This is a genomic window from Glutamicibacter sp. NPDC087673 (genome assembly GCF_044743255.1).
Lineage (GTDB): Bacteria > Actinomycetota > Actinomycetes > Actinomycetales > Micrococcaceae > Glutamicibacter.
On record NZ_JBIUWB010000001.1, the window covers coordinates 156,747 to 183,283 of the forward strand.

Annotated in this window: 23 protein-coding genes; 14 read left to right on the plus strand and 9 right to left on the minus strand. The window is 64.6% G+C overall.

All coding sequences use genetic code 11. The annotated features are described in order from the left end of the window. Positions 1-84 precede the first annotated feature (84 nt). A complete protein-coding gene (locus ACIOTL_RS00760; protein WP_105656236.1) occupies positions 85-873 on the minus strand; it encodes an IclR family transcriptional regulator in 789 nt (262 codons plus the stop codon). A 102-nt stretch (positions 874-975) separates the two neighbouring features. Between ACIOTL_RS00760 and ACIOTL_RS00765 the strand changes: the two genes are divergently transcribed. The 5 genes from ACIOTL_RS00765 to ACIOTL_RS00785 all read left to right on the plus strand — a co-directional run bounded on the left by ACIOTL_RS00765 (position 976) and on the right by ACIOTL_RS00785 (position 6,878). Further along, complete coding sequence (locus tag ACIOTL_RS00765) at positions 976-1,431, plus strand: VOC family protein (RefSeq protein ID WP_400341278.1); 456 nt, start codon at positions 976-978, stop codon at positions 1,429-1,431. A 162-nt stretch (positions 1,432-1,593) separates the two neighbouring features. Continuing rightward, positions 1,594-2,298, plus strand: a complete 705-nt coding sequence (locus ACIOTL_RS00770) for a CoA transferase subunit A (RefSeq protein ID WP_400341279.1) — start codon at positions 1,594-1,596, stop codon at positions 2,296-2,298. A gap of 2 nt (positions 2,299-2,300) precedes the next feature. Next, positions 2,301-2,951 (plus strand): 3-oxoacid CoA-transferase subunit B, encoded by a 651-nt coding sequence (locus ACIOTL_RS00775; protein WP_400341281.1) that lies wholly within the window; start codon positions 2,301-2,303, stop codon positions 2,949-2,951. Next, positions 2,948-4,117, plus strand: coding sequence for an acetyl-CoA C-acyltransferase (locus ACIOTL_RS00780; RefSeq protein WP_400341282.1), 1,170 nt, complete (start codon positions 2,948-2,950; stop codon positions 4,115-4,117). Before ACIOTL_RS00775 ends, ACIOTL_RS00780 begins: the two co-directional genes overlap by 4 nt. A 238-nt stretch (positions 4,118-4,355) precedes the next feature. Then, positions 4,356-6,878, plus strand: a complete 2,523-nt coding sequence (locus ACIOTL_RS00785; protein WP_400341283.1) for a hypothetical protein — start codon at positions 4,356-4,358, stop codon at positions 6,876-6,878. A 98-nt stretch (positions 6,879-6,976) separates the two neighbouring features. Here the strand turns inward: ACIOTL_RS00785 and ACIOTL_RS00790 are convergent, their stop codons facing one another. Then, a complete protein-coding gene (locus ACIOTL_RS00790) occupies positions 6,977-7,537 on the minus strand; it encodes a histidine phosphatase family protein (RefSeq protein ID WP_332488856.1) in 561 nt (186 codons plus the stop codon). Positions 7,538-7,600: 63 nt separating this feature from the next. Then, entirely contained in the window at positions 7,601-8,431 is an 831-nt protein-coding gene (locus ACIOTL_RS00795) for a metallophosphoesterase (RefSeq protein WP_332498835.1), read from the minus strand. A 248-nt stretch (positions 8,432-8,679) separates the two neighbouring features. On the opposite strand from ACIOTL_RS00795, the gene ACIOTL_RS00800 reads away from it, so the two are divergent. The 8 genes from ACIOTL_RS00800 (at position 8,680) to ACIOTL_RS00835 (ending at position 16,319) form a co-directional block, all read left to right on the plus strand. Next, positions 8,680-9,630 carry a beta-ketoacyl-ACP synthase III gene (locus ACIOTL_RS00800; protein WP_332498834.1) on the plus strand — a complete coding sequence of 317 codons (951 nt, stop codon included), beginning with the start codon at positions 8,680-8,682 and terminating at the stop codon, positions 9,628-9,630. A gap of 137 nt (positions 9,631-9,767) precedes the next feature. Further along, positions 9,768-10,106 (plus strand): helix-turn-helix transcriptional regulator, encoded by a 339-nt coding sequence (locus ACIOTL_RS00805; protein ID WP_105656228.1) that lies wholly within the window; start codon positions 9,768-9,770, stop codon positions 10,104-10,106. Continuing rightward, the gene (locus tag ACIOTL_RS00810) at positions 10,103-11,083 is read left to right on the plus strand and encodes a TIGR03086 family metal-binding protein (protein WP_105656227.1); all 981 of its coding nucleotides are present in this window, start codon (positions 10,103-10,105) and stop codon (positions 11,081-11,083) included. Before ACIOTL_RS00805 ends, ACIOTL_RS00810 begins: the two co-directional genes overlap by 4 nt. 9 nt (positions 11,084-11,092) lie before the next feature. Next, on the plus strand, positions 11,093-11,530 hold the full coding sequence (locus tag ACIOTL_RS00815; RefSeq protein WP_332594985.1) for an SRPBCC family protein: 438 nt from the start codon (positions 11,093-11,095) through the stop codon (positions 11,528-11,530). A 136-nt stretch (positions 11,531-11,666) separates the two neighbouring features. Beyond that, positions 11,667-12,371, plus strand: a complete 705-nt coding sequence (locus tag ACIOTL_RS00820; protein ID WP_105656225.1) for a FadR/GntR family transcriptional regulator — start codon at positions 11,667-11,669, stop codon at positions 12,369-12,371. Further along, positions 12,368-13,363 (plus strand): asparaginase, encoded by a 996-nt coding sequence (locus ACIOTL_RS00825; RefSeq protein ID WP_286172202.1) that lies wholly within the window; start codon positions 12,368-12,370, stop codon positions 13,361-13,363. Before ACIOTL_RS00820 ends, ACIOTL_RS00825 begins: the two co-directional genes overlap by 4 nt. 47 nt (positions 13,364-13,410) lie before the next feature. Beyond that, entirely contained in the window at positions 13,411-14,826 is a 1,416-nt protein-coding gene (locus ACIOTL_RS00830; RefSeq protein WP_388023305.1) for an aspartate ammonia-lyase, read from the plus strand. A gap of 14 nt (positions 14,827-14,840) precedes the next feature. After that, positions 14,841-16,319: an amino acid permease gene (locus ACIOTL_RS00835; RefSeq protein WP_105656223.1), complete on the plus strand. Its 1,479-nt coding sequence runs from the start codon at positions 14,841-14,843 to the stop codon at positions 16,317-16,319. A gap of 75 nt (positions 16,320-16,394) precedes the next feature. Here the strand turns inward: ACIOTL_RS00835 and ACIOTL_RS00840 are convergent, their stop codons facing one another. After that, on the minus strand, positions 16,395-17,171 hold the full coding sequence (locus tag ACIOTL_RS00840) for a hypothetical protein (RefSeq protein WP_388023308.1): 777 nt from the start codon (positions 17,169-17,171) through the stop codon (positions 16,395-16,397). A gap of 205 nt (positions 17,172-17,376) precedes the next feature. Between ACIOTL_RS00840 and ACIOTL_RS00845 the strand changes: the two genes are divergently transcribed. Beyond that, entirely contained in the window at positions 17,377-19,434 is a 2,058-nt protein-coding gene (locus ACIOTL_RS00845) for a S9 family peptidase (protein WP_388023310.1), read from the plus strand. Between the two features lie 31 nt (positions 19,435-19,465). Here the strand turns inward: ACIOTL_RS00845 and ACIOTL_RS00850 are convergent, their stop codons facing one another. The 5 genes from ACIOTL_RS00850 to ACIOTL_RS00870 all read right to left on the minus strand — a co-directional run bounded on the left by ACIOTL_RS00850 (position 19,466) and on the right by ACIOTL_RS00870 (position 26,533). Further along, on the minus strand, positions 19,466-22,042 hold the full coding sequence (locus ACIOTL_RS00850; protein ID WP_400341284.1) for a hypothetical protein: 2,577 nt from the start codon (positions 22,040-22,042) through the stop codon (positions 19,466-19,468). Further along, positions 22,042-23,556: a hypothetical protein gene (locus ACIOTL_RS00855; RefSeq protein ID WP_400341285.1), complete on the minus strand. Its 1,515-nt coding sequence runs from the start codon at positions 23,554-23,556 to the stop codon at positions 22,042-22,044. The genes ACIOTL_RS00850 and ACIOTL_RS00855 overlap by 1 nt, the downstream gene beginning before the upstream one ends. 59 nt (positions 23,557-23,615) lie before the next feature. Beyond that, positions 23,616-24,512, minus strand: coding sequence for a sigma-70 family RNA polymerase sigma factor (locus ACIOTL_RS00860; protein ID WP_400341286.1), 897 nt, complete (start codon positions 24,510-24,512; stop codon positions 23,616-23,618). Between the two features lie 32 nt (positions 24,513-24,544). After that, positions 24,545-24,982 (minus strand): carboxymuconolactone decarboxylase family protein, encoded by a 438-nt coding sequence (locus tag ACIOTL_RS00865; protein WP_400341287.1) that lies wholly within the window; start codon positions 24,980-24,982, stop codon positions 24,545-24,547. A 135-nt stretch (positions 24,983-25,117) separates the two neighbouring features. After that, complete coding sequence (locus ACIOTL_RS00870) at positions 25,118-26,533, minus strand: dihydrolipoamide acetyltransferase family protein (RefSeq protein ID WP_332489306.1); 1,416 nt, start codon at positions 26,531-26,533, stop codon at positions 25,118-25,120. Between the last annotated feature and the right edge of the window lie 4 nt (positions 26,534-26,537).

Here is a 26,537-nt window from a genome sequence, read left to right on the forward strand (position 1 = left end):
TGCGTCACGGGGAATCCTGGAAATAGGCATTCCCGCCGATCTGAAAGATTACCGCAGGAAGCTTTGTACAGGGGAAGGAAAAAACTAGCGTGGCAGCGTGCTTGACCGGGCCGACAGCTTGGTGGACAACTCATGCGCGTGGTGCAGCAGCAGGTTGCCCAGCTCTTCGCGGCGGTCCGCTTCAAAGCGCGTGTGGATCCCGGTCAGGCTCAGTGCCCAGGCAGGCTGTCCCGAGTTGTCGAAAACCGCAGCGCCCATGCCCCAGCTGCCCTCGACGATCAAGCCGGGGTTGACCGAATAGCCCAGCTGGCGGGTTTCGGCGACCTTTTTGCGCAGCTCTTCGCGCGAATGCGCCGGCCCATATCCTGGCTCTAGATCGGCATCGCGCAGGTAGCGCTCAATGCCCTGTTCAGGCAGGAAAGCAAGGATCGCGATTCCGGCCGAAGCGACTCCCAGCGGGAAGCGCCGTCCTTCATACAGCACGAACGAGCGGATGGGAAAGGCTCCATCCTGGCGCAGCAAGCACACGGTTTCGTCCCCTCGCCGCGCCGAGAGGAACGCACTTTCCCCGGTCGCCTCGGCCAGCGCGGCAACATGCTCGCGGGCCAATTCGCTGATGTCGTAGCGCTCGGCTGCCACCGCGCCCATGAGGTAGAGCTCGGGGCCAAGCAGCCAGCGGCCGGTGCGATGATCGTGGTCGCAGAATCCTTCGGTGGCCAACGCGCTGAGCAGGCGATGCACGGTGGGCCGGGCCAAACCGGTGCTCCGGGCGGTTTGCGTCGTGGTGATGCCCTCGGGCATTGCGGTGCTCACGGTGCGAAGCACGGCGGCCAGCCGCCCTACGACTTGGGTTCCAGCCGGGGAATTGCTCATGACCACATTATGGACGATCGGTTCCGGGCCGGATAATTCCCGCTTCATACTTTGTCGCCGTACCCCTGTTGCTATCGAGCTGGTCGGCGGATAATTCAGCACATGGAAAATACATGGCAAATCGTCATCGACTGCGCCCGCCCGCAAGCAATGGTCCGGTTCTGGGCCGAAGCCTTGCGCTACGTTCCCGAGCCCGCCCCGGACGGGCATCCCACGTGGCGCGCCTACTGGCAGTCCATGGGCGTGCCGGATGATGAATTGCCGCCCGGAACCGGTGATGAACCGGAGTCGCTGGTCGATCTGCAAGGTGGTGGGCCAAGGATTTGGTTCCAGCAGGTACCGGAGGCCAAGAGCATCAAGAATCGCCTGCATCTGGACTTGCTGGTCAGCGGCGGCCGCGGCGTTCGCTTCGAGGAACGCAGGCAAATCATCACCGACGAGGCAGAGCGCCTGGTGGCCCTGGGGGCCAAAGTCCGCACCGTTCACGACATGCCGGAGATGGGCCATTTCGCTATCTGCATGCTCGATATCGAAGGCAATGAGTTCGACATCGTCTAGCCCTCTCAGATGTGTCCATAATATGGACCGCTTGGCCATTCCTCCTCACCATCCGACCAGTTACCCGGCAATGCACCGGGTCTATTGCATGCTCACCTGCGACTACGTACGTTAGAGGATAAGCAGATCCGCGCTCCACATAGTGGACACATGGAGGAATCGATGACAACGAAGTTTCGGGATGACGCAGCCGCCGCCTTGGCTGCCGTCGTCAAGGATGGCATGACCATCGCAGTGGGCGGTTTCGGCCTCTCCGGCATCCCCAACCGCCTGATCACCGCACTGCGGGATTCGAAGGCAACCAACCTGACCATCGTGTCTAACAACATGGGCGTAGACGGCAAAGGGCTGGGCATCCTGCTGGAAAATAAGCAGGTCTCCAAGGTCCTGGCCTCCTACGTCGGGGAGAACAAGCTGTTCGCACAGCAGTTCCTCGATGGGGATCTGGAAGTTGAATTCTGCCCGCAGGGGACCTTGGCCGAGCGCTTGCGCGCTGGCGGGGTGGGCATTCCCGCCTTCTTCACCCCCACCGGCGTGGGAACTCCGATCGCCGAAGGCAAGGAAGTCATGGAATTCAACGGCAAGCCAGCGATCCTCGAGCGTGGAATCTTTGCCGATATCGCACTGGTCAAGGCGCACCAGGCCGACGCCGAAGGCAACCTGCGCTACCGGATGACCTCGAAGAACTTCAACCCGCTGGCTGCCATGTCCGGCCGCCATACCTTCGCCGAAGCCGAGGAAATTGTCGAGGGCTATCTGGATCCGTCGCTGGTGGAGAGCCCCGGCATCTTCGTGCAGACCCTGGTGCAGGCCGATGCGGTCAAGGACATTGAACAGCGCACCGTGCGCAGCCGAAAGGAGGCCTGAGCATGTGGACTCGCGATGAAATGGCGGCCATTGCCGCTAGCGAATTAACCGACGGCCAGTATGTGAATCTCGGTATTGGAATCCCCACGATGGTGGCCAACAACCTGCCGGAAGGCGTTTCGGTCAAGCTGCAAAGCGAAAACGGCCTGCTGGGCATGGGTCCCTTCCCCTATGAAGGTGAAGAAGATGCGGATCTGATCAATGCAGGCAAGCAGACCGTGACCATCCTGCCCGGCGGCAGCTTCTTCGATTCGGCGACCTCCTTCGGCATGATCCGCGGCGGCCACGTCCAGACCGCGATCCTCGGCGCCCTGCAAGTGGCCGCCAATGGCGATCTGGCCAATTGGACCATCCCGGGCAAGCTGGTCAAGGGCATGGGCGGAGCCATGGACCTGGTCGCCGGCACCCCGCGCGTGATCGTTCTGACTGATCACGTGGCCAAGGACGGGACGTCCAAGATTGTGGAGAAATGCGACTTGCCGCTCACCGGAGTCGGCGTGGTCAACCGCATCATCACCGACCGAGCAGTGTTTGATATAGAAAACTCGACCTTGACCCTGCGTGCAGTAGCCCCGGGTGAAAGCGTGGAAACCATCGAGGACATCACGGCAGCAGAATTTGCCGTGGATATTGTGGAGGATCTGAAAGCATGACCGCAAAGATTGTGGGCTACGCCCGTACCCCATTCGTGAAATTCAACGGCGCCTTCGCCGCTGTTCCAGCCACCGAGCTCGGCGCCCATGCCGGCAAGGCCGCGCTGGAACGTGCCGGAGTTGATCCCAGCGAGGTCCAGCAGGTCATCGCCGGCCAGGTGCTGCAAGGTGGCGCCGGCCAGAACCCGGCCCGTCAATCCGCCGTGGGTGCCGGCATTGCGCTGGACGTTCCGGCCATCGCCGTGAATGCCGTATGCCTCTCAGGTGCCGAGGCCGTTGTGGCAGGAGCCCGCCTGATCAATAGCGGCGAGGCAGACGTTGTCCTGGCTATCGGCCAGGAATCCATGTCGCTGGCTCCGCATGTGCAGCGCGCCCGTGCCGGAACCAAGTACGGTGCCATTGAACTGATTGACACCCTGGAATACGACGGCCTGACCGATGCTGCCGAGAAGCGTTCGATGGGCGCTTCCACCGAGGAGCACAATGCCAAGTTGTCGATGACCCGCGAGGCCCAGGATACGGTCTCGGCCGCATCCCACCAGCGCGCTGCCGCGGCCCGAGATTTCGCAGCCGGCGAGATTGAGCCATTTACCATTTCCAGCCGTCGCGGCGACACCACGATCAGCGAAGATGATGGCATCCGCGAAGCAACCACCGTGGAATCCTTGGGCAAGCTGCGTCCGGCCTTTGCCAAGGAAGGCACCATTACCGCGGGCAACTCCTCGCAGATCACCGACGGCGCAGCAGCCGTGGTGCTGGCCAGCGATGTGGCCATTGAGCGCCTGGGCCTGAAGCCGCTGGCCGAAATTCTCTCGCACGCTTTCGTTGCCGGCCCGGACCGCACCCTGCACGAGCAGCCATCCAATGCCATCAGCGCAGCCCTGGAGAAGGCCGGCGCCAAAGCCCAGGATCTGAAGGCCGTCGAAATCAATGAGGCATTCGCCGCTGTTTCGGTGCAGTCCACCAAGGCACTGGGTCTCGATGCCTCCATCGTGAATCCGCATGGTGGCGCGATTGCCCTGGGCCACCCGATTGGCGCTTCCGGTGCACGCATCATTGGCACGTTGGCCCGCCAGCTCCACGAGATGCCGGCCGGCTCGCTGGGCGCCATCGGCATCTGCGGTGGCGGCGGCCAGGGCACCGCAGTGGTGCTGCGTTCGCTGTAGCCGCTGTCCGATTAGCCGGTGCGGTTGGGTCTGTCGGGATCCAACCGCACCGGCTTTTCCTTTTACCGGTGAAGTGAAAGGCGGAACTCGCTCCTTAACCCGCCGCATGTTTCTTAACTGGACTTTGTTCTTCCACTTACTTGTTATGTAATTGGAAGGTCATATTCCAATTGTTCGACTTTAAGTTTCCAAGAACGCCCGGATGTGACGCCATCATCGCACCATGTGAGGACTCACCTTGGAAAATACGCAATTGCCTGATGATCCGAAGGTGCCACCGGCACCTTCGGATCCATTGCCAGCGCCGGCGGCACCGGCGAACCCGTTCCAGAATGCCGGGCAGAACCGGCAGGTCAGGAAATTCACCAACGCGGTCCTGGAACTGAAGTCCCGTGCCAGCCTGCAGCTTCTTGGATTCCAAGCCGGCGCCATTGCGGCCATTGGCATCGTCCTGGCTCTTTGCTACCTGATCCCCCTGGCCTCGATGGCCAAGGAGATCGGTGGCGGCAGCTCCGCTGAATTCAACGTGGCGTCCCAGCTCAATTCCTTCAAGGCCTTCATCATGGTCTTCGGTGCCGTCCTGGGCGGCGGGCTGAAGATCACCGGATCCGGAGGCGGATTCGGCATGTTCGGCGAGCTCAGCCTCGCATTCGCCCTCGTTTCGGTCACCTCCATCGTGGCAATCTGCGCCGCGAACTACCTGATCGTGCGCAAGCTGCGTCGTGGCGCACGCAACGGCGGTTGGAAGAGCGCTGCATTGGCCTCCGGACTGCACGCGCTGGTCCTGGCATTGGTCTTCCTGGTCATTGCGCTCTTCGGGAAGCTCAGCATCCAGGGTGGCGAATTCTTCTCCGCCGCGGTGTCCCCGCGATATGCAGGTGTCTTCTTCACGATTGCCTTGGCCGTTTTCTTCTCGCAGTTCCTTGCCACCGCACCCCAGCGCGCCAACGCCGGATCCCCATTGCTTACCGGCGTCCGCGAGGCCGTGGCCCTGGCCGTTTCGACCTTGGCGGCTTTCGCCTTGGTCGGCATCATTGCCGCATTCACCCAGCGTCCAGATGACATGCCCTGGAGCTTGGGCCTGATCCTGCTCCCGCTGCTGGGAACCATCGGTTCATATGTGGCAGCGTTGGGCTTCCTCGGGGCGCTGGCTCCGAATGTCTCCGGCATGGCCAGCTTCCTGGGCGAATACACCGCCGATGCCATGCCCGAATCCGTCCTGCGCATCTGGGATATCGCCGACGGCAAGGGTGCTTGGCTCCTGGTCCTGAGCGCCCTCCTCGTACTCCTGGCGGCTATCCGTATTGGCGTGCACCGTGGTCGGCTGGCCACTGGTTTCAACCTGCAGCGCGCTTGGCAGCTGCCAGTAGCGGCTTTGGTCCTGTGGATGATTCTTGCCGGGCTGACCAACATCTCCCTGGGTGGCGCCATCACCGCCAACGAGATGGGCAACATGAGCGGCAGCATGTCCTATGGCATCACCTGGTACTCGGTGATCTTCTTGGCACTCGGGGCCGCAGTTGTCTCGCTGCTGGCAGAAGTCCTGCCCCTGCAGGTCTATCGCTTCGCCCCATCCCTGCTGGCAGTGATTGCCGGCAAGGACGCCGCAGCGCGATGGATTTCCGGCCAGGCACCCGCCGTTGTTCCGGCTTCGCCGGTTGCAGCCGCACCCAGCCAGGCTGCTCCAGTTGCCGCCGCAGCCCAATCCACCCCTGCCGTGTCCGCCAACGGCCAGCCGATGGCTGGTGAACCGGCTCCGGCGCTGGCCCCGGCCTCGGAAGAATCCAAGAAGAAGGCCAAGGCCGTTGGCTTCTCGATTCTCGCGCTGGCAGTCATTGCCGGTCTGGGCTTCGGTGCCATCGCCTACCTGAACGGGCAGCGCAAGCCCGAAGCTGAAGTTGAGAAATACCTCGCGCTGCTTGCCGAGGGCCAGGCCGGCAAGGCGACCGAGATGGTCGACCCGGGGATCGACAACGCCTCGCGCGTCCTGCTCAGCGACGATGTCCTGGGCAACGCCAAGCAGCGCTTGGAACTCGTTGATGTCATCGAGGAATCCAAGGGCAAGGACTCGGCCCGTGTGCGAGCGATCTACTCCATCAACGGCGAGCGCCACGAACGCTCCTTCAATGTCGACGCGGGCGACAAGGACTTCGGCCTGCTCGATACCTGGGTGCTCAATGAAGCATTGATTGTTCCGGTGGAGATCACCTCCGATAAGAGCTCGGAAGTCACTGTCGGCAAGGCCAAGGTCAAGCTGCTTGAAAGCGAGGACTACTACGGCGAGGGACGTTCCTTCACCGGCAGCTTCTACGCCTACCCGGGCATCTATGATGTCTCAGCGCCTGGCAATGAATACCTGACGAGCGAAGCGCAGGAATTGCGCGTCAAGCATCCTGATTCGCAGCCGGCACAGGCGGCGCTGGTTACGACCACCACCGAGAAGCTCGACGAGCTGGTTCTGGATGAGGTCAAGAAGTTCGCTACTGCCTGCGTGACCGTTCCAACCAACCTCGATGACGGTTGCCCGAGCACCTTGCAGTCCAAGGACATCGCATCGTTCTCTGTGAAGTCGCATGCTGAAAGCGTGGCCATCGAGGAATCGGGCAGTTTCTCAAGCTCCGAGATCGTCTTCAAGTACAAGCTCAATGACACGGAGTTCATTGATTACGACGAAGAAGAGCTCACCCGCAGCTTCACGGGCAGCGTGGATTGGTACGGCGAGAAGCCCCAGGTCACCGTCGAAGGCGCATCCTGGTGGTAAGCCGCTGCTTCAGCTGTTGCTAGCCCGCCGCTGACTAGAACGCAAAGCCGCGTGCCGGCCATGATCCATGGCCGGCACGCGGCTTTGCTCTTTGCTTCCTAATGCCACAGCGGTTCGCGCGAGACGTGGTTGACCAGTAGCTGCGCATCCAGCTCGACATAGGTTCCATTGGCCATGCGCGGATTGCTTTCGCCGGTGAGCGCGGCGATTACCGAGCAGATCAAGGCGCTGTGGCTCACGACCATCACGTTCTGCCCGGGATGCTGATGGCAGATCTTGAACAATGCGTTCACTGCACGCCCCACCAGATGCTCTTCGGTTTCTCCGGTGCCAACCAGCAGTTGGCGCTGTTCGTCGGCGCCATCGGCCACCAGGGTGCCTTCGAGATCGCCGAAGTCCTGCTCCATCAGTTCCTGGTTTTCGTGCAGGGCACGGATGCCCAGGCTATTGGCGAGGATCTGCGCTGTTTGACGGGCACGGAACAACGGGGAGGAATACACTGCGTCCCAAGTGCCTTCGGGTGCCAGCTCGGTGGCCAGCTGCTGGGCTTGGCGGATGCCGGTATCGTTCAGTGGCAGGTCGCTGCGTCCATGCAGGCGTCCTGCCTTGTTCCATTCGGTCTGTCCGTGGCGGATCAGGATCAGTTTCTTTGCGCTCATCGTCTTCTTCTTTCTGGCATGCACCGAAGCAACAGGTGCCCGGTGCGAAGTAGTGTTCTGGAGTCAGTTGCCGGTCTGCGAACTCTTGACCGGCGCTGGCAGCGGGGTGCTCGCGTGCAGCGCGGCGTACTGGCCGCTGGATGCAGCGAACGCGTCGACCGATTTCGCCCCGACCTTGATGACATTGAATCCCGCTGCGGGCTCGTCAACGATCTGCGTCGGGGCAAATGGATTCATGTTGTAGGACACTGCAGGAGCCATGAACACCGGGGTGCTCAACAGCTGGCTGGTGGACGCCTGATGGTAGTGGCCGCAAAGGATTGCACGGATATCGCTTCCGGCGGCGATGGCCGCCAGCTCCATCGGGTTCTCCAGCCCGCGGCCGGCGCGGGCTTCATTGGCGGCTTCCACCGGAGGATGGTGCAGCAGAAGCAGGGATCCGCGCGGCGCCGGAACCGCCAGCAGCGAGGCAAGCCAATCGAGCTGCCGCTGTTCCAAGCGTCCCCGGGCCAACTGGAATCCCCCGCTGTCCAAGCCGATAATCCGAAGCCCCAGGACCTCGTGCACCGTGTCGGCTGGATGCGGACCGGTGGACAGACGCCTGGTGTTGAAGGATTCTCCAATCGCGCCCAACGGATCATGGTTGCCCGGAACGGTGATGACCGGGCAATCCAGTTCGCGCTGGGCCTGGTTGAAGATCCCTGCGGCCCGCTCATGGATGTCCGAACCGCGGTCTGCGATATCGCCGGTCACCACAATGGCATCCGGATCCAGGCACGCGGCTGCTTCCAGCGCCTGTTCTGTTCGTTGCCACGAATCAATGGATCCGTGAAGCAGCTGCCCTTCGGGACGCAGGTGGGTGTCGCTCAATTGGATTATCGTCAGAGGTTCCATTTTTTCCTCCTTCACGGCTGCTGCATTTCATCCCATTGAACGCCGGGGTTCTGGCCAGCAGGTGAACAGGGCGTCGACGCCATATGAAGTCCTGAAGAATCGGGGTTTTGCCGATAATCGGACAAATGGGCCATGGAAGGCAGGTAAAACTGGCTGACACATGCTTTCTGGCGCATATGAACGGCGAGTAGCATCCAAAACGACTAATCTTAGAAGAGAAGATTTGAATCCACCGAGGAGCTATATCCATGACCGGCAGCAAAGTCGTCGCCTTTGGCCACTTCCAGCCAGAGCGCATCGTCCCTAACACCGAGCTGGAAAAGTTGGTGGAAACCAGTGATGAATGGATCACCCGACGTGTCGGCATCGAAGAACGCCGCTGGGGAACCGGTGTTGAAACCGTAGACTCCATGGCCATCAAGGCCGCAGAGATGGCGCTGGGCAACGCAGCTGGCATCAAGGCAGCCGATATCGACATGATCATCGTCGCCACCTGCACCGCTACGGACCGTTCGCCGAACATGGCCGCACGCGTAGCTAACGCCCTGGGCATGGACCAAGGGCCGGCAGCGGTGGACGTGAACGTGGCTTGCGCAGGCTTTGCCCACGCAGTTGGCCTGGCCCAGGGCGCCATTGCCGCTGGCTCGGCGACGAATGCCTTGGTTATCGGCTCGGAGATGCTCACCGACTACACCGACTTCACCGATCGCACCACCTGCGTGCTGACCGCGGACGGCGCTGGCGCTTTCGTGATCACCGCATCGGAAGACAACGGCATCTCGCCGGTGGTCTGGGGTTCGGTTCCATCCCTGTCCGATGCAGTGCGCATCGAAGAGGAAAACAACATGAAGTTCGCGCAGAACGGCCAGAGCGTTTACCGCTGGACCGTCACGCAGCTGCCGAAGATCGCTTCGAAAATCATCGACCGTGCCGGCATGAAGCCTGAGGCGCTGGATGCCATTGTCCTGCACCAGGCCAACCTGCGCATCATCGAGCCATTGGCAGAGAAGATCGGCGCACCGAACGCGCGCGTGGCCACCGATGTGGTGTACTCGGGCAACACTTCGGCCGCTTCGGTTCCGCTGGCCCTTTCCAAGTTGATGGCTTCGGATGAGCCATTGCCTTCGGGTTCCAAGGCGTTGCTCTTCGCCTTCGGTGGCGGCCTGGCTTACGCCGGCCAGATCATCACGATCCCTTAAGTATTTTCGCCATGAGTGGGCGCTACGGCATTTTGCCGTGGCGCCCACTAGTGCTTTAACGGCGCCTTCCGCATCAGCCTAAAAAGCTGCTCCGAACCCCTTGCAACAACGCGTTAGTGACTGCTAACGTATTTTTCATGCTTGATCTACTGGAAGTCGCTTCCGAGCCAACGCGCAGGCGCTTGATTCAGTTGCTGGGTTCCGGGGAACGCACGGTGACGGAACTGGCCGCGAACTTCGCCGTCAGCCGCTCCGCCATCTCGCAACACCTGCTGCTGTTGATTGACGTAGGACTGCTGCAAGCCCGCAAGGATGGCCGCAGCCGCTACTACTCGCTGGACCCTGCAGGCATCACGAAGCTCAAGGCCCTCCTTGACTCGTTCTGGAATACCGAACTCGACCTGCTCGTTGCCGAGGCCGCCGAATTGGCGTCGTTCAATGGGCCACCGCACCAGCCACCAGGAGAAAAGCCATGAGCTTTGAACGAACAGTCATCCTCCCCGTTGACGCCGACACCGCCTTTGCACTGGTCACCAACCCGGAACGCCTTCGCCGCTGGCAAACCGTTGCCAACCGCGTTGACCTGCAGACCGGCGGCAGCTACCGCTTCACCATGGGTCCGGGCCACCAGGCCTCGGGCACTTTCACCGAAATCGAGCCCGGCAAGCGCCTGGTCTTCACCATGGGATGGGAAGGTTCGGATGCCGTTCCGCCCGGCGATTCGACGGTTTTCATCACCCTGGAACCGCTGGATCAGGGCACGGCCCTGACCTTGCGCCATGAGGGGCTGGACGCCGAGCAGTCCTCGGGCCACGCCGAGGGATGGAACCACTTCCTGGATCGGCTGAAGGAGTTTGCCGAAACCGGCGAAGCAGCCATCGACGAGTGGAACGCCGTGCCCGAGCCGCAGAATCCGATCGTTTCCGCCGAGGGCTCCGTGGCAGCCCTGCAGTTCATCCTGAACAACATCTGCGCAGCGGACCTGGCCAAAGCCACTCCCTGCTCCGAGTTCTCCGTGAGCGAGCTGCTGGATCACCTTGCGGGTTCGGTCTCGATGATCGGCGGTGCTCTGGGCGCTGCGGTATCCGATGACCCGGCCCTGGCGCCGGAAGCACGCATCGCCAACCTGGTGCAGCCGACCCTGGAGGCTTTTGCCGCTCGCGGCGTTGCCGGCGAGATTGATCTCGGATTCGCTGTCATGCCGGCTTCAGTGGTTGCCGGGATCCTGAATCTGGAACTGATGGTTCACGGGTGGGACTTCGCCCAGGCGACCGGCCAGGAGTTCGCGATCCATCCTGGCCACGCGGAATACGTACTGGGCTTGGCACGCAAGACTGTGGGACCGGCTCAGCGCACCTCCGGTTCCTTCGCGGAAGAAACCATGGTCGCCGAATCCGCCAGCAGCCTGGATCGCCTGATTGCGTTCACCGGCCGCGTTCCCGCAGGAGCCTGAGGACCTCCCATGGTTGACGTCTCCACGAGCATCGCTATCGACCGGCCACGTTCGGTGGTGGCCGGCTACGCGATGAACCCGCTGAACGCTCCAGCGTGGTACCGGAATATCCACTCGGTGCGCCGGCTGGATCCCCATGGCTTCGGCCTCGGATCACACACCGCCTTCGAAGCCAGGTTCCTTGGACGGAAGCTTTCCTACACCTACGAAGTCACCAGGTTCGCGGAGAACGAGGAACTGGTCATGGCCACCGCGCAGGGCCCGTTTCCCATGCGCACCACCTATCGCTTCGAAGCGATAGGGCCAACGGCGACCCGGGTCCACCTGCGCAATGACGGCGAGCCAACTGGCTTCGGCAAACTGGCCGGCCCGCTGATGGAAATGATGATGCGGCGAGCCAATATGGCTGATCTCCGGGCGCTGAAAAGCATCCTGGAGAAAGACTGAGGACCAGCGGCGAACACCGCGGATACCTTGCCTGTGGCATCGTGTCCGCGGTGTTCGCGCGTCACTGACCTGAGCATTCCCGATTGCTCCAGTTCTCGACTTGACGTTAAGTGGATCACACCCCAGACTGGTACACGTGAACCTGTCTGACAGCTGGACACCCGGACAGCAACCGATCGAACGACGATCCGCTGCCGAAGGCGTCTTCCATGCACTCCGCCTAGCCATTGAAGCCCAGGAAATCGCCATCGGCGCGAAACTGGGATCCGAAGCTGCCCTCGCGGCCGACTACGGCGTGAGCCGCTCGGTCATCCGCGAAGCGCTGCGCTCCTGCGCGGCCCTGGGCCTGACCCGCACCGAAACCGGGCGCGGCACCTTCGTGGTCTCCCACCGGCCCACCCGCGAGCTGAAACTGGGCACGTTCTCCTCCGACGACCTGCACGAAGCCCGTCCGCATATCGAGATCCCGGCTGCCACCCTCGCCGCCACCCGGCGCACCGCCGAGGACCTGGAGCGGATCAGCGGGCTGATCGAGGCGATGGAGCAGGAAGACGACCCGGCAGCCTGGGTCGAGCTGGACGCCGCCTTCCATGCCGCGATCGCCCAGGCCAGCGGCAACTCGGTGTTCTCCAAGGTCGTCGCGGACATCCGCGAGGCCATGGCCCGCCAGTCCGAGACCGTGAACCTGGTTGCCGGCCGCCGGTCGCCGTCGAACTCGGAGCACCAGGAAATCTACCAGGCCATCGCCGCCCAGGACCCGCAAGCGGCCAACAATGCGATGGCCAAGCACCTCAATGCGGTGCAGCAAGCAGTATCCACCATAGTCAGGAGCAAGAAGTGACCCCCGCCGATCCCCAGACCCTGCGCGCTTCGCTGGTCGTTGAGGCACTGCCGCAGCACGAACCGCTGGTCATCGCCACCCGCGGCGAGGCCGTGGAGTCCATCCACTACGGCTCGGCCGTGCTGCTGGATCCCGCCGGCTCCATCGCCGCCAGCCGCGGCGATGCCCAGGCCGCGTTCTACCCGCGCTCGGCGCTCAAGCCGCTGTTCGCCGTGGGCATGCTGCGCGCCGGACTGCAGCTCGACGACCAGCAGCTGGCCTTGGCCTCGGCCAGCCACTCCGGGAGCCCGCGCCACCTGCAGGTCGCCGAATCCACGCTGGCCGCCGCCGGCCTGGACCACACAGCGCTGCGCAATTCCACCGACCTGCCCTACGGCGTTGCCGAGCGCCAGGACTACCTGGCCGCTGGCGGCAAGGCCACCGCGCTCGCGCAGAACTGCTCGGGCAAGCACGCCGCACTGGCGGCCCTGTGCGAGCTCAAGGGCTGGGACACCGCCAACTACCTGCACGACGAGCGCCTCCTGCAGCTGCTGCAGGACACCGTGGAGGATCTTTCGGGCGAACAGATCTCCGGGGTGAGCACCGACGGCTGCGGCACCCCGGTCTACCGGATGACCCTGGCCGGATTGGCCCGCGCCTTCGGCAAGCTGGCCAGCGCCGCGCAAGGCACCGCCGAGGCACGCGTGGCCGCGGCAATGGCCGGCTACCCGGAACTGGTAGCCGGCGTTGGCCGCGATGTCACCGCCCTGATGCGCGCGGTGCCCGGCTCCGTGGCCAAGGACGGTTTCGAGGGCATCCAGGCCGTGGGCCTGCCCGATGGCAGCGCGCTGGCCGTGAAGATCGCCGACGGCTCGGACCGCGCCCGGATGCCGATCACCGCCAAGCTGCTCGCCGAGCACCTGGGCTCCGAGGCCGCATTGGCCCTTGAACCGCTGGCTACCAGCCCGGCCTTTGGCGGCGGTGCGCCCGTGGGCCTGCTGGCCGCACTGTAATTTTTTCCGTTCCAACCATTTCAACGAATCCTGGAGAAGAATCCACCATGCCTGAAACCTTGCTCAGCGGCCAGACCCGCAGCGAGCATGACCTGATCGGCGACCGCGATATCCCGGCGGATGCCTACTGGGGCGTGCACACGCTGCGCGCCAAGGAGAACTTCGACATCACCGGCACCGAGCTGTCCGGCAACCCGCACCTGATCCGCGCATTGGCGCGCGTGAAGCAGGCCGCGGCGCGTGCCAACCACGAGCTGGGGCTGCTGGACGCCCAGCGCGCGAACGCCATCGACCAGGCCTGCGAGGCCATCGCCGGCGGGGCGCTGCATGGGCAGTTCATCATCGACCCGATCCAGGGCGGGGCCGGCACCAGCACCAACATGAACGCCAACGAGGTCATCGCCAACCTGGCGCTGGAAATCCTGGGCCATGCCAAGGGCGAGTACCAGCACCTGCACCCCAACGACCACGTGAACCTCTCGCAGTCCACCAACGATGCCTACCCGACCGCGGTTAACATCGCCACGCACTTCGCCACCCAGCCGCTGCTGGCAGCCATCGAGGTGCTGCAGGATTCGTGCATCGCCAAGGCCGCCGAGTTCCGCACCGTGGTGAAGATGGGCCGCACCCAGCTGCAGGACGCCGTGCCGATGACCGTGGGCCAGGAGTTCCGCGGCTGGGCCGTGACCCTGGGCGAGGACCGGGCGCGGCTGGAAGAATCGCTGTGCCTGGTCACCGAGATCAACCTCGGCGCCACCGCCATCGGCACCGGGCTGAACGCCCCGGCCGGCTATGCCGAGGCCGCCTGCCGCCACCTGCGCGAGCTGACCGGCCTGCCGCTGACCACCAGCCCGGACCTGATCGAAGCCACTTCGGATGTGGGCGCGTTCGTGCACCTCTCGGGCGTGCTCAAGCGCGTGGCGCTGAAGATCTCCAAGATCTGCAACGACCTGCGCCTGCTCTCCTCCGGTCCGCGCGCTGGCCTGAACGACCTGCAGTTGCCGGCCGTGCAGTCCGGCTCCTCGATCATGCCCGGCAAGGTCAACCCGGTGATCCCGGAAGTGGTCAGCCAGATCGCCTACCAGGTGGTGGGCCACGACTTGACCGTGACCATGGCCGCCGAGGGCGGGCAGCTGCAGCTGAACGCCTTCGAGCCGGTGATCGTGCACTCCATCGGGCTCTCCCTTAAGCACCTGGCCAACGGCTGCCTGACCCTGGCGCACAAGTGCATCGACGGGATCACCGTGGACGAGCAGGCGCTGCGCCGCGAGGTGGAGAACTCCATCGGCCTGGTCACCGCGCTGAACCCGCGGCTGGGCTACGCGGCATCCACCTCGGTGGCCCTCGAAGCGCTGCACACCGGGCGCGGCGTGGCCGAGCTGGTGCTCGAACGCGGCCTGCTCTCGGCCGAAGACCTCAATGAGTTGCTCTCCCCCGAGCGCCTCGCCAACCTCACCGACTAGATCCGAGGAATCATATGGATAATTCCACTCCGCACGCCACCGCGGCGCACGTCCCCGATGCCGCGCTGACGGCCGGCGACAACGATTACCACAAGGGCCTGTCCTCCCGGCAGATGCAGATGATCGCCATTGGCGGCGCCATCGGCACCGGGCTGTTCATGGGTGCCGGCGGCCGGTTGGCCGAAGCCGGACCGGGCATTGTCATCAGCTACGCAGTCTGCGGCTTCTTCGCCTTCCTGATCCTGCGGGCGCTGGGCGAACTGGTCATGCACCGCCCGTCCACCGGTTCCTTCGTGTCCTACGCCCGCGAGTTCTACGGCGAGAAGGCGGCCTTCGCCACCGGCTGGCTGTACTGGTTGAACTGGGTAATGACCGCCATTGTCGATATCACCGCGGTGGCCCTGTACATGGGCTTCTTCGGCAAGTACGTGGGGTGGATCAGCTCGGTGCCCCAGTGGCTCTGGGCGCTGCTGGCGCTGGCCGTGGTGCTGGCCATGAACCTGATCTCGGTCAAGGCCTTCGGCGAGATGGAATTCTGGTTCGCACTGGTCAAGGTCGTGGCCCTGGTGGCCTTCCTGATCATTGGCTGCTACTTCGTCATCTTCGGCACGCCGCTGGCAGGACATGAGGTCGGCTTCTCGCTGCTCAGCTCCAATGGCGGGCTGCTGCCCAATGGCCTGCTGCCGGTGCTGGTGCTGATGCAGGGCGTGGTCTTCTCCTATGCTTCCATCGAGCTGATCGGCACCGCCGCGGGCGAAACGGAGAATCCGGAAAAGGTCATGCCCAAGGCGATCAACACCGTGATCATCCGCATCGCCGTATTCTACGTCGGCTCGCTGGTGCTGCTCTCGCTGCTGCTGCCCTACACCGCGTACAGCGCCGGGGAATCGCCGTTCGTGACCTTCTTCGGATCCATCGGCGTGCAGGGCATGGACGTGGTGATGAACCTGGTGGTGCTCACCGCGGCGCTGTCCTCGCTGAACGCCGGGCTCTACTCCACCGGGCGCATCATGCGCTCCATGTCATTGAACGGCTCGGCGCCGAAATTCGCCGGGCGGATGAACAAGGCCGGGGTTCCCTACGGCGGCATCGTGATCACCGCTGTGGTGGCCGTGTTCGGCGTGGTGCTCAACGCCGTGGTCCCGGCCAAGGCCTTCGAGATCGTGCTGAACTTCGCGGCCATCGGCATCATTGCCTCCTGGGGGATGATCGTGCTGTGCCAGATGGCGCTGGTGAAGTCCGCCAAGCGCGGCGAGCAGCAGCGCCCCGGCTTCCGGATGCCGCTGGCTCCGGTCTCCGGCTGGGTCACCCTGGGCTTCCTGGCCCTGGTGCTGGTGATGATGGCCTTCGATAATCCCATCGGCACCTGGACCATTGCCTCGCTGGTGGTCATCATCCCGTTGATCATCGGCGGCTGGTACTTGTGCCGCGGACGGATCAACGAGATCGCCAAGGCGCGGCTGCACAACGAGCAGCCGGCCAACCAGCGGTAGCAGGATCCCGGGACCGGCCCGGAAGCAGCCTCGAGCTGCTTCCGGGCCGGTCCTTTCTTGCGTGCCGGGCTTGGCCTAGCCCTTGGCCGGCTGGACGCTGAGCAGGATTTCGCGCACCAACGCATATTCCTGGGTATCCAGGAATTGCTGCGCCTGTTGCTTCACCGGGTCATCCGGGACGCCATGGTCTTCCAGATAGTCCTCTTCGACCCACATCATCGGCGACTGCTCGCCGACCTTGAAGAAGTTCAGATCCGGGTTCTCATTGCGCTGGGCGAGCACTTGGTCATCGACCAGGGCAATATCGAACCCGGAATCCTTCTCGCCATCCTCCTGGCTGGTCGATTCCCAGAACTCGGCAATGAAGCTGGCGGGATGGAAGCCGGTGCCAGCTCCGGGGTCCGGCAGCTCTTCGCGCTCCAGTAGCTCCCGCTCGTACAGCGACATGTCCCCATCCGGCGAGGTTGCCGTGGTGGGGATCAGCGTGAGCACATGCTTGCCCTGCGCGTCCTTGATCTCCCATTCATCCCATTCGGTGCATTCACCCTCGCAGTCATCCCCGGTGGCGGTCCACTGCTCCGGGGTCATGAACTGGATGCCATGCACTTCATGCTCCTGGCTCAGCTCGGGCGCCGCCGTGCTTGGCGCATCCGGGCTTTCGGCGCCTGGCGATGGGCTGGATTCGGGACTCGAAGCCTCCGGCGAGCTGGCACTTGCCGATGGCGATGCGCCGCTTGGCGCAGGTTCCTGGCTGGGTGTCGAGTCCGGCTGGGCTCCCTGGCAGGCAGCCAGCATCAGGGCTGCTGCGCACATCATCGGGAGCGCGCCGAGACGGGTTCTGGCACGGTTCATCTTTTCCAACTCCTTGATCCATGATCCGGTCATGCAGCTGACATCGCGAGCTCCCCCATTGAATTCATCCTCCACTCAATTGCAGGTTTTTCCAATGGCGGCGGCATCACGCCTTGGTTGCAAGTTGTCCCGATCTTGTTGCCGATGCCGGGTAATTTTCGATTTCCGGTAGTGCCCAGCCGCGAACAGTGGCAAGATATGTGAAGTGGAACACTCTAAGCATTCATTTCATAATTTAGATTCATTTATCGGCCTGGGCCGCCTCGGCGGCCTGGCGCTCTCCCCCGACGGCACCAAGCTCGTCACCACCCTCAGCGAACTTTCCGAGGACGGGACGAAATACGAAAGCGCCCTTTGGTCGCTGGATCCCAAAGGCGAAGCACCAGCACGCAGGCTGACGTTCGGCGAGCACGGCGAATCGCAACCGCAGTTCACCGCCAACGGCGACCTGCTCTTCGTGGCCAAGCGCTCGTCGAAGGAAGACGCCAAGGCCGAAGGCTGGATCCTGCCGGTAGCAGGAGGCGAAGCCCGCTCGGTGATTTCCCACCCTGCCGGGGTGCAGTCCTTGCGGATCTGCCAGCAGTCCCCGCAGACCATCGTGCTGCGCACCTCGGCTTTCTCCCGCGCCAAGGACCTGGACGCCGAAGCGGCACTGCGCACCGGCCGCAAGGACAAGAAGGTCTCGGCGATCCTGCACACCGGCTACCCGGTCCGCTACTGGGACGAAGATCTGGGCCCGTCCACCCCGCACTACTACACCGGGTCCCTGCCGGGCCTGCAGGACGCCACCAGTACCCAGCTCACCGACCTCACCCCGGGCATCGGCGCGAATCTGGAGGATACCTCCTACGACGTTGCTTCCAATGGCAGTTTCCTGGTCACCGAATGGCAGGTTCCCGAAGGCCGGGCTTCCTCAGCCCCGGGAGTGATGCGCATCGACCTGCACACCGGCGCCCACGAAATGCTGCTGGCCCCCGACGACACGTACGAATATACGCTGGGCAAGATCAGCCCGGATTCAACCCAGCTGGCCTACGCCCGCTGGGAGCGTTCCACCGCCGATACCGCCCCGGTCTTCGAGTTGTGGCTGATGGATCTGGCCGACGGCGCCACCCACCGGATCGCCGCCGGCTGGGACCGCTGGGTCAATGACCTGCAGTGGGTTCCCAACGGGCGCTCGCTGCTGCTGACCGCCGATGACAACGGCCACGCCCCGGTCTTCCATCTGAGCCTGTACAACGACAAGATCACCCGGCTCACCGATGACGGCGCGTACACCGATCTGGCCATCAGCAGCGACTCGCGTACCGCCTACGCGCTGCGTTCCAGCTACCTGTACCCGGCCGAACCGGTAGCCATCGACCTGGCGCATACCGGGGACCTGGAGCAGGGCGAATTCGCGGCCTTGACCGAACTGCGCTCCCCGGTCTCCCGCCCTACCCTGCCCGGAACGCTCACCGAGGTCTCAGCCACCGCCGAAGACGGGTCGAACATCCGCGCCTGGCTGGCCCTGCCCGCCACCGCTTCTGCCGCCGACAAGGCGCCGCTGCTGCTGTGGATCCACGGCGGGCCGCTGGGCTCGTGGAATGCCTGGAGCTGGCGCTGGAGCCCGTGGCTGCTGGTGGCCCAGGGCTATGCCGTGCTGCTGCCGGATCCGGCCCTGTCCACCGGCTACGGCCAGGAGTTCATCCAGCGCGGCTGGGGCCGCTGGGGCCAGGAACCGTACACGGACCTGCTGGCCATCACCGATGCCACCGAGGCGCGGCCGGACATCGATGAAACCCGCACCGCCGCCATGGGAGGCTCCTTCGGCGGCTACATGGCCAACTGGGTGGCTGGGCACACCGACCGCTTCAAGGCCATCGTCACCCACGCCAGCCTGTGGGCGCTGGAAGGCTTCGGCAAGACCACCGACGCCGCGTTCTACTGGACCCGCGAGATGAGCCCCGAAATGCGCGAGCAGAACTCGCCGCATCATTCGGTGGGCAGCATCGTCACCCCGATGCTGGTCATCCACGGCGACAAGGACTACCGGGTGCCCATCGGCGAGGGCCTGCGCCTGTGGTACGAGCTGCTAGCCGATTCGGGGCTGCCCCAGAAGGAAGACGGCAGCACCGAGCACCAGTTCCTGTACTTCCCGGATGAGAACCACTGGGTGCTGTCCCCGCAGCACGCCAAGATCTGGTACCAGGTAGTCACCGAGTTCCTCTCCCAGAAGGTGCTGGGCAACGCGCCGCAGGAACTGCCCGAGCTGCTGGGCTAGAACCGCGCAGTGCCGGACTGCCGGGGCGGAGTCATTGCCGCCCCGGCAGCTGGACTTCCGCCGGCGCATCCCCGCCGGCACCGCGGCTGGCCAGCACCAGCGCCTTGGCCCGCCGCGACACATCGGCATCGCGTTCGCCCAGCAGCGCTACCAGCCGGGCCAGATGCGCCGCACGCTGGGCATAGCCTGCGGCAAGCCGCTGGCCCAGGGTCATCGAGGATAACTCCTGGGCTTCGCGCCAAGCCATCATCAAGGCCCGCTCGAACAATCGCTGCCCTGCCTCGTCCGCATTCGGGGCCGCGGTCGCGCCGAGCACGGCCACCGCATTGATCTGCGAATCCTCCAAGCCCATGGCCAGCTCCTCCAGCTGCCGGCGCGAATGCTGGACGGACCGCGAGCCGCGGGAGAACCGGGTCAGCTGCGACGTCGCCCCGAGCAGGTACTGGAGGACCTGGACCACGTTGACCACCGTGAAGAACAGCATGAACACGAGCATCCAGTACAGCAGCGAGGTGCTGTAGTCCGGCTGCTCGTACCCGGCCTGCTTGAGCACCACGGCGAAGTCCTCGGCCGCGCTGGCAGCTTCCATGGCCGGATAGTTCGACTCGTAGATGCTTCCATGCTCCCACCCGCCGGTCGTGCCCCAGGAGGCGGTGCCGCTGATGACTGCCCCCGAGATCAGCCCGGGGACGATTCCCTTGCCCTCGTCGGTGATCAGCAGCGGGATGATCGTCAGGTCCTCGGGCAGCTCGCCGTTGGCCGGATCCGCGCGATCGGAGTATTCGTCCTTGATCCGCAAGATCGCTGTGCGCACGCTCTCGGGCGTCGAATCACGGTATTCCGAGCCGTCGAAGTGCTTGAGTTCCAGGTAAGCTTCGGCATCGCGCACCGCAACCAGGATCTGCTGCGGGGTGTCGAAGTCCTCTTCCATGTACCGGCGGATCTCGGCCTCGTCGACCAGCTTTCCCTGGTCATCGATGTCAAGTTCCATCCCCCGTCCGGACCCCTCATGGGTGCGCCCGGGCTCGTTGGCTACCGACGACACGATGAGCCCCGCGGCGATCAGGCTGCCCAGCAGCAGGGCAGAGAGCAGCCCCGCCGTCCACGCCCGGCGCAGCTTGGGCGGTTCATCGCCCTGGGTGCCCACGGTGCCGGCGAACTTGGCCAGCGCGCGCCGCCAAGCACCGGGCTCGCGCGGCATGCCGTCTGCCTCGTGGTCGGTCTGAAGCGTATCGCCGAGAATCCCGCGTGCCAGCGAGTTCGCCGTGGCGATCTGCGCCAGCGCACCCTGCTTGGATACCGGCGGCAAGCCCAGGCTGGAGCGCAGCTCATTGTGCTGGGCGCCGATCTGGGGCACCGGCTGCTGCAGGCCCCGCGGATACCGGCGCAGCCGGGCAGCGATCTTCCCGGCGAGCTTCGCCAGCCGCCGTTCGGCCTCGGCCCAGCGCTCGATGGCGGTGCGCTGGCTGGTATCGCCATGGGCGGCATTGAGCAGTTCGCCGAGGGCACTGCGGAAATCCGCCAGGTCCTTGCCGGCCACCATGGTGCCCGGGGCGGTGTCCAGCCGGATCAGCAGCGCCGTGGCCGCATCGTTGATCGGGCTGCTGAGCTTGTCGAAGGTGGATCCGGTGCCAGCCAGGTGCGCATGCACCGAGCCGGCGCCCATCAGCGAGTCGGCCAGTTCCGTCAGCTTGCGCGTGTCGGCCTCGAAGGCCGCCAGCTGCTGCCCGGTGCTCTGCTCCAGGCATTCAGCCCGGGTGAACAGCGAGCGCACCAAGGGCGCTTCGCGGCGGGCGGCATCCAGGGACAGGGATTCGAGCTGCCGCCACGCCTTGGTGAAGCCGGCAGGACGGCGCGATTGCTCGGTGGCCTGGTAGGTCGCTTCCAGTGCTTCGAGGTCAAGGAGCACGCGGGCCAGCTTGCGCTGCGCCGCGGCCAGCCGCCGGTGGCGCGATGCCCACCGCGAGCGGTAGCGCAGGGCGCTGGCCAGGAACGCGGCGGTGAGCATGGCGCTCGCACCCACGGCCGCGAACCAGAAGATCGCCGAGCTGCTGGGCGAATCGTCCAGCAGCACGGCGGCAGTATGCGCGGCGGCCACCGCCGCCTTGGGCCCATGGCCTACCGAAACGTTCTTGGTGAAGGCGTGCTCGATGTCGAAGCGCAGGTCGGTATGCGCGTCGTCGGATGCTGCAAGGCTGCGGTCCAGGCCCACCCCGGCGAAGCGCTGATCAGCGTCGCTTAGCCCGGGATCCCTGTTCTCCATCCTGGTCGAGACGATGATCTGGTTTTCCGGCACCTGCCCGCGCAACAGTTCATCACCCGTGAGCCAGCGGTCGGTGATGACCAGCTCCAGCGGGGCCGTGGCACGCACCGGGTGCCGGGCCAGCTCGGCGTCCACCGCCTGCTGGGTGATGTTGAAGCCGTTATCGCCGCGGACCACCACCTGGACCTCGTAGGGGTCCGGGACGTTGGCTGCCTGCACGGCCAGCACCGCGCGCACGCCCAGCGCGGTGGTCACCAGCGCCATGATGATGGCGGCGATGGCAGTCCAATGGAAGGGGCGGTGCAACCGCCGCCCGGTGGAATCGTGCATCAAGCGGGCCGGCATCAGCGGGTCCCGCTTCCTGGCGCGAAATTCCGGAGCACCGCGATGGGATCGTCCTCCATCGGATCGGTTTTCCGCTGCGCGCTTTCCATCGACTCGCCCAGGCCGTGGGGAATCTTCAGCCTCGCCTGGCCGGCTTGGGCCAGTGCATCGTGCAAGACGCCATCGAGTTCGTCGCGCAGTTCCCACAGCCTGTCCAGGATCCCCGGGGCCGTATCCGCGCCGCTACTCCTGCGGCTCAGGCGGGTGTGCAGCAGCTGCAGCTCATCGGTATGCGTGATGATCACGGTGCGCGCGGCCTGCGCGCAAGCCAGTTGCCCGGCACCGGGAAGATCGAGGAACAGCGCCAGGTCCTCCAGCCGCGCACGGTGGTATTCGAAAATCCGGTTCCAGGACTCGCGCGAATCCCGTGGCCGTGCCGTGAAGGCGTGGGCCAGCTGCACCGCTCCGCGCAGCAGCGAGAGCTCGTGCTCGCGGTCGCGCAGCTGGGCCAGCTGCGCTTCGGAGACCTGCTGCGGCTGCAGGGAATCCGGGGCCATACCCAATGCGCGCCAGGCCCCTGGCTGGGAGCCGGCCCGTTGCCTTTCAAGTTCTGCCATGACCTGCGCCAAGCGGCTCTCCCGCGTCAGGCCGGGATCGGGCACCGGATGGCGGTCCAGGTAAATGCTTGCCCGCTGGATCCGTGATTCGAGCAGCTCGGCCTGCTTGTTGCGATCGGCGGCGGCTGCCTGCCGGGCCTTGCGGCGCTTGGCACGCCAGGCCCATGCGAGCAGGAACGCAACGGCGGCGGCGAGCGCGCCCACGGCGATCACCTTGGCCAGTGTCCGGTCCGGCGGTGCCTGCAGCTGCTGGGTGGTGGCCAGCGCGACGGCGGTGATCCCCGCGGTGTAATCCCCGGCGGCGAACTCGCCCTGCCCTGCCTCCAGGATCCGCTGCTGGCTTCCCGGTGCGGTTTCGCGCACGTCGCGCCCGGGAACCACGGCGATTTCCACCGGATCCCCGGCTTTCTCGGGAAGCATCACGCCGATGGCGATCCAGCCTTCCCCGACATAGCCCAGGGTCTTTCCGTTCTCCAGCCAGTCATCGCTCAGCGCGTCGCTGTCGCCGAACATCAGCATCCCGCGCACCAGCTGCCCGGCGCCCTTGAGATTGTTGGGTTCCTGGTCCACCCCGAGCAGGATTTTCGCATCTTGGCCATCGACAGCCGCCCGGACCTGATCCATGATTCTTTCTGAATCCACATCATCGAGCGCCGCGTCGGTGACCGCCAGATAGAAGTTCCCCTCTTGGGAGCTCACCGAAGGAATGCGGACGGTGCCTTCGTCTTCGGAATCCCCGCCGGGTGTCGCCGAGGGGTAGACCGGTGCCGGCGATGGCGCCTCTAATTGGGCGGCTTGCGCGCTTGTCAAGGACGGGATGCTGCCCGCGCCGAGGCCAAGTCCGAGGCAGACCGCGAGCATGCTTGCCAGCAGGGCCCTGCGTGGTACCGGCGGTCCGAGGCGGCGGGGACGAGTCATGGAAACTACTGTATCAACAGGGGTTCGACTAATCTGGCTTCACGTGGAACAGCACGCATCTACCCGGTCAGCGGATCCCACCTGCTCCCCACCTGCCAGAGCTTGTCCGGATTCGAAACCTGCAAGATCGTTCGGATGGATCCCTCGGCCACTTCGATCGCGACCACGTCCTGCCGGTCCGCCAGCCTGAAGAGCAACGCAGGCTCCCCATTGACTCGGCCCATGAAGACGGTTCGCCCGGGATTCTTCCGCTCCACGCCCATCAGGAAGCGGGCGATGCGATGCGCTCCGATCACCGGGTTCAACGCGGCCCTGACCTTGCCGCCGCCATCGGAGTAGAGCACCGCGTCCTCGGCCAGCAAGCTGACCAGTTCCCCGGCATCAGCCGCGCGGATGGCCTCAACGATCTTCGAGAGCAGGGCTGACAATTGACCCGATTCCCTGCTTGGCGCCCGGGCCTGCCCGAGTTTCCGGCTGGCCCGGCTCAGCAGCTGCCGTGCCGCCGCAGGCGAGATCTCCAGAACCTCGGCAATGCGCACCGAGGTATACCCCAGCGCATGGTGCAGAACGTAGGCTGCTCGGGATGGGGCCGAGAGTTCTTCGAGCAGGAAGAGCACGCCCAGGCGCAGCATCGACGCGGTGACGGCTGCATCCTCGGGAAGCTCCTGCTGGTCCACCGGCTCGGGTAGCCATGAACCGGCATACTCTGTCCGCTGGTGCTGCGCCGAGCGCAGGACGTCAATGGCCCGGCGCGTGGTCAGCGTGGTGAGGTACGCCGGCCAATTGCGCACCTGCTGCGCGGCCGCTGGATCGAGCTTGAGCAGATTCTCGCCCACTTCGCTGACGACGTCTTCGGCCTGCGCCCAGGCTCCGAGCATGTTGTAGGCCAGGACCGTCAGCCGGCGCCGCTGCGAGTTCCACTGCCCGAGTGCGGCAGATTCCCTTGGTTCTTCCACGCGCCTGATTCTACCTGCGGGTCCTGGCACTATCAGCGCACCGGGGGTTCTAGCTGGGTGGTGATAGCGATGCGGTTCCAGACATTGATCGTGGCGATGGCCAGGATCAGGTTGCCCATCTCTTCTTCGCTGAATTCTTCAGCGGCGCTGTTCCACACCTCGTCACTCACCCCGTGCTGCGGGTCCAGCCGGGTGACCGCGTCGGTCAACCGCAGTGCGGCACGTTCGGCATCGCTGAATAATGGCGAATCGTTGTAGGCGGCCACGGCAAAGAGCTTCGCGGCGGAAATCCCCATCTCCAGTGCGTCATGGGAGTGCATGTCGGTGCAGAAGGAGCAGCCGTTGATGATCGAGGCGCGCAGCTTAACCAGTTCGTATAGTTCCTTGGGCAGCGATTGGCCGGCATAGGCTTCCAGTCCCAGTACCGCGGCGTAGCCCTTCTTGTGGGTCTTGCCCAAATTCATGCGCATGCTTTGCTCCAGTTTCTTCGTCGTTTCCCGGGCAGTGTGCTGCCCTTCAAAAGTACGTCGGATCCGGAGCTTAAACTGTGACACCCCAAGGAAAACTTTTTCAGGAGTTTTCCTTGGGGTGTCCGCCTCAGTCGCCTAGTCCAGCAGCATCGCCGGTTCCTGCAGGATCGACGCCACGTCGGCCATGAAGCGGGCCGAGAGGTCGCCATCCACCACGCGGTGGTCGAAGGAGCCGCCCAGGGTGGTGATCCAGCGCGGGACCACTTCGCCGTCGATGACCCATGGCTTCTGGCGGATCGTGCCGAATGCAACGATGGCTACTTCGCCCGGGTTGATGATCGGGGTACCCGTGTCGATTCCCAGCGCACCGATGTTGGTGATGCTCAGCGAGCCGTCGCGCATGTCCTCTGGACGGGTCTTGCCGGCACGAGCGGTGGTGGCCAGATCATTCAGGGCGATGGCCAGTTCCTTCATGTTCAGGTTCTGGGCGTCCTTGATATTCGGCACCAGCAGGCCACGCGGGGTGGCTGCGGCGATGCCCAGGTTCATGAAGCGCTTCTGGTGGATCTCGGCGCCGTTTGCGGTTTCCACCCAGCTGGCGTTCACCGAAGGGTTGCGGGCCGCCGCCCAGATCACGGCACGGGCCAGCACCAGCAGCGGCGAGACCTTGATGCCCTCGAAGTCGCGGGACTTCTTCAGGCGCTGCACGTATTCCATGGTTCGGCTGGCATCCACATCCACGAAGATCGAGACATGCGGTGCGGTGAAGGCCGAGTCGACCATGGCCTTGGCGGTGGCTTTGCGCACGCCGCGCACCGGGGTGCGTTCCACGCGGGCATCGGCCAGCTGGCCGTGGGCCCAATAGGTTGGCGCCGCTGCATGCTCGGCTTCGCGCTGGGCCTGGTAGCTATTGACGTCTTCGCGGGTGATCTCGCCCTGGTTGCCGGTGCCCACCACGTCGTTGATGTCGATGCCCAGCTCCTTGGCCAGCCGGCGTACCGGCGGCTTGGCCAGCACGCGGTCCACGAAGCTCGCCACCGCAGGCTTGCGGCGGTCGACTTCGCGGGTCACCGCGGTACCCAGGGACTGCGCGCGGCGCGAGATGGTCTCGGCCAAGGCGGAGCCGGAGGCGCGCACCGCTGCGGTTCGCGCACCGGCCGCCGAAGGAGCGGGGCGGGTGGTGCGTGCCCGGCGCACCGAGGCATCAGCGGTGGGGCCCGATCCGACCAGCGGGCCGGGTTCCTCCGAGGCCTGCGGTGCGGCGGTGCTCAGGGCTTCGGCTGCTTCGGGCACGCCGGTTGGAGGTGCCGCGTTGCCTTCTTCATCGATGGTGATCAGCGGGTTGTCCACGAGTACGGTATCGCCCTCGGCCGCGTGCAATGCGGTGACCACCCCGGCGAAGGGGCAGGGCAGCTCGACCAGCGACTTCGCGGTTTCGATTTCCACGAAAATCTGGTTGACCTCAACGGTGTCGCCCACCTTGACCTTCCAGGAGGCGATATCCGCTTCGGTCAGGCCTTCGCCCACATCGGGGAGATTAAAGACTGTCATTACT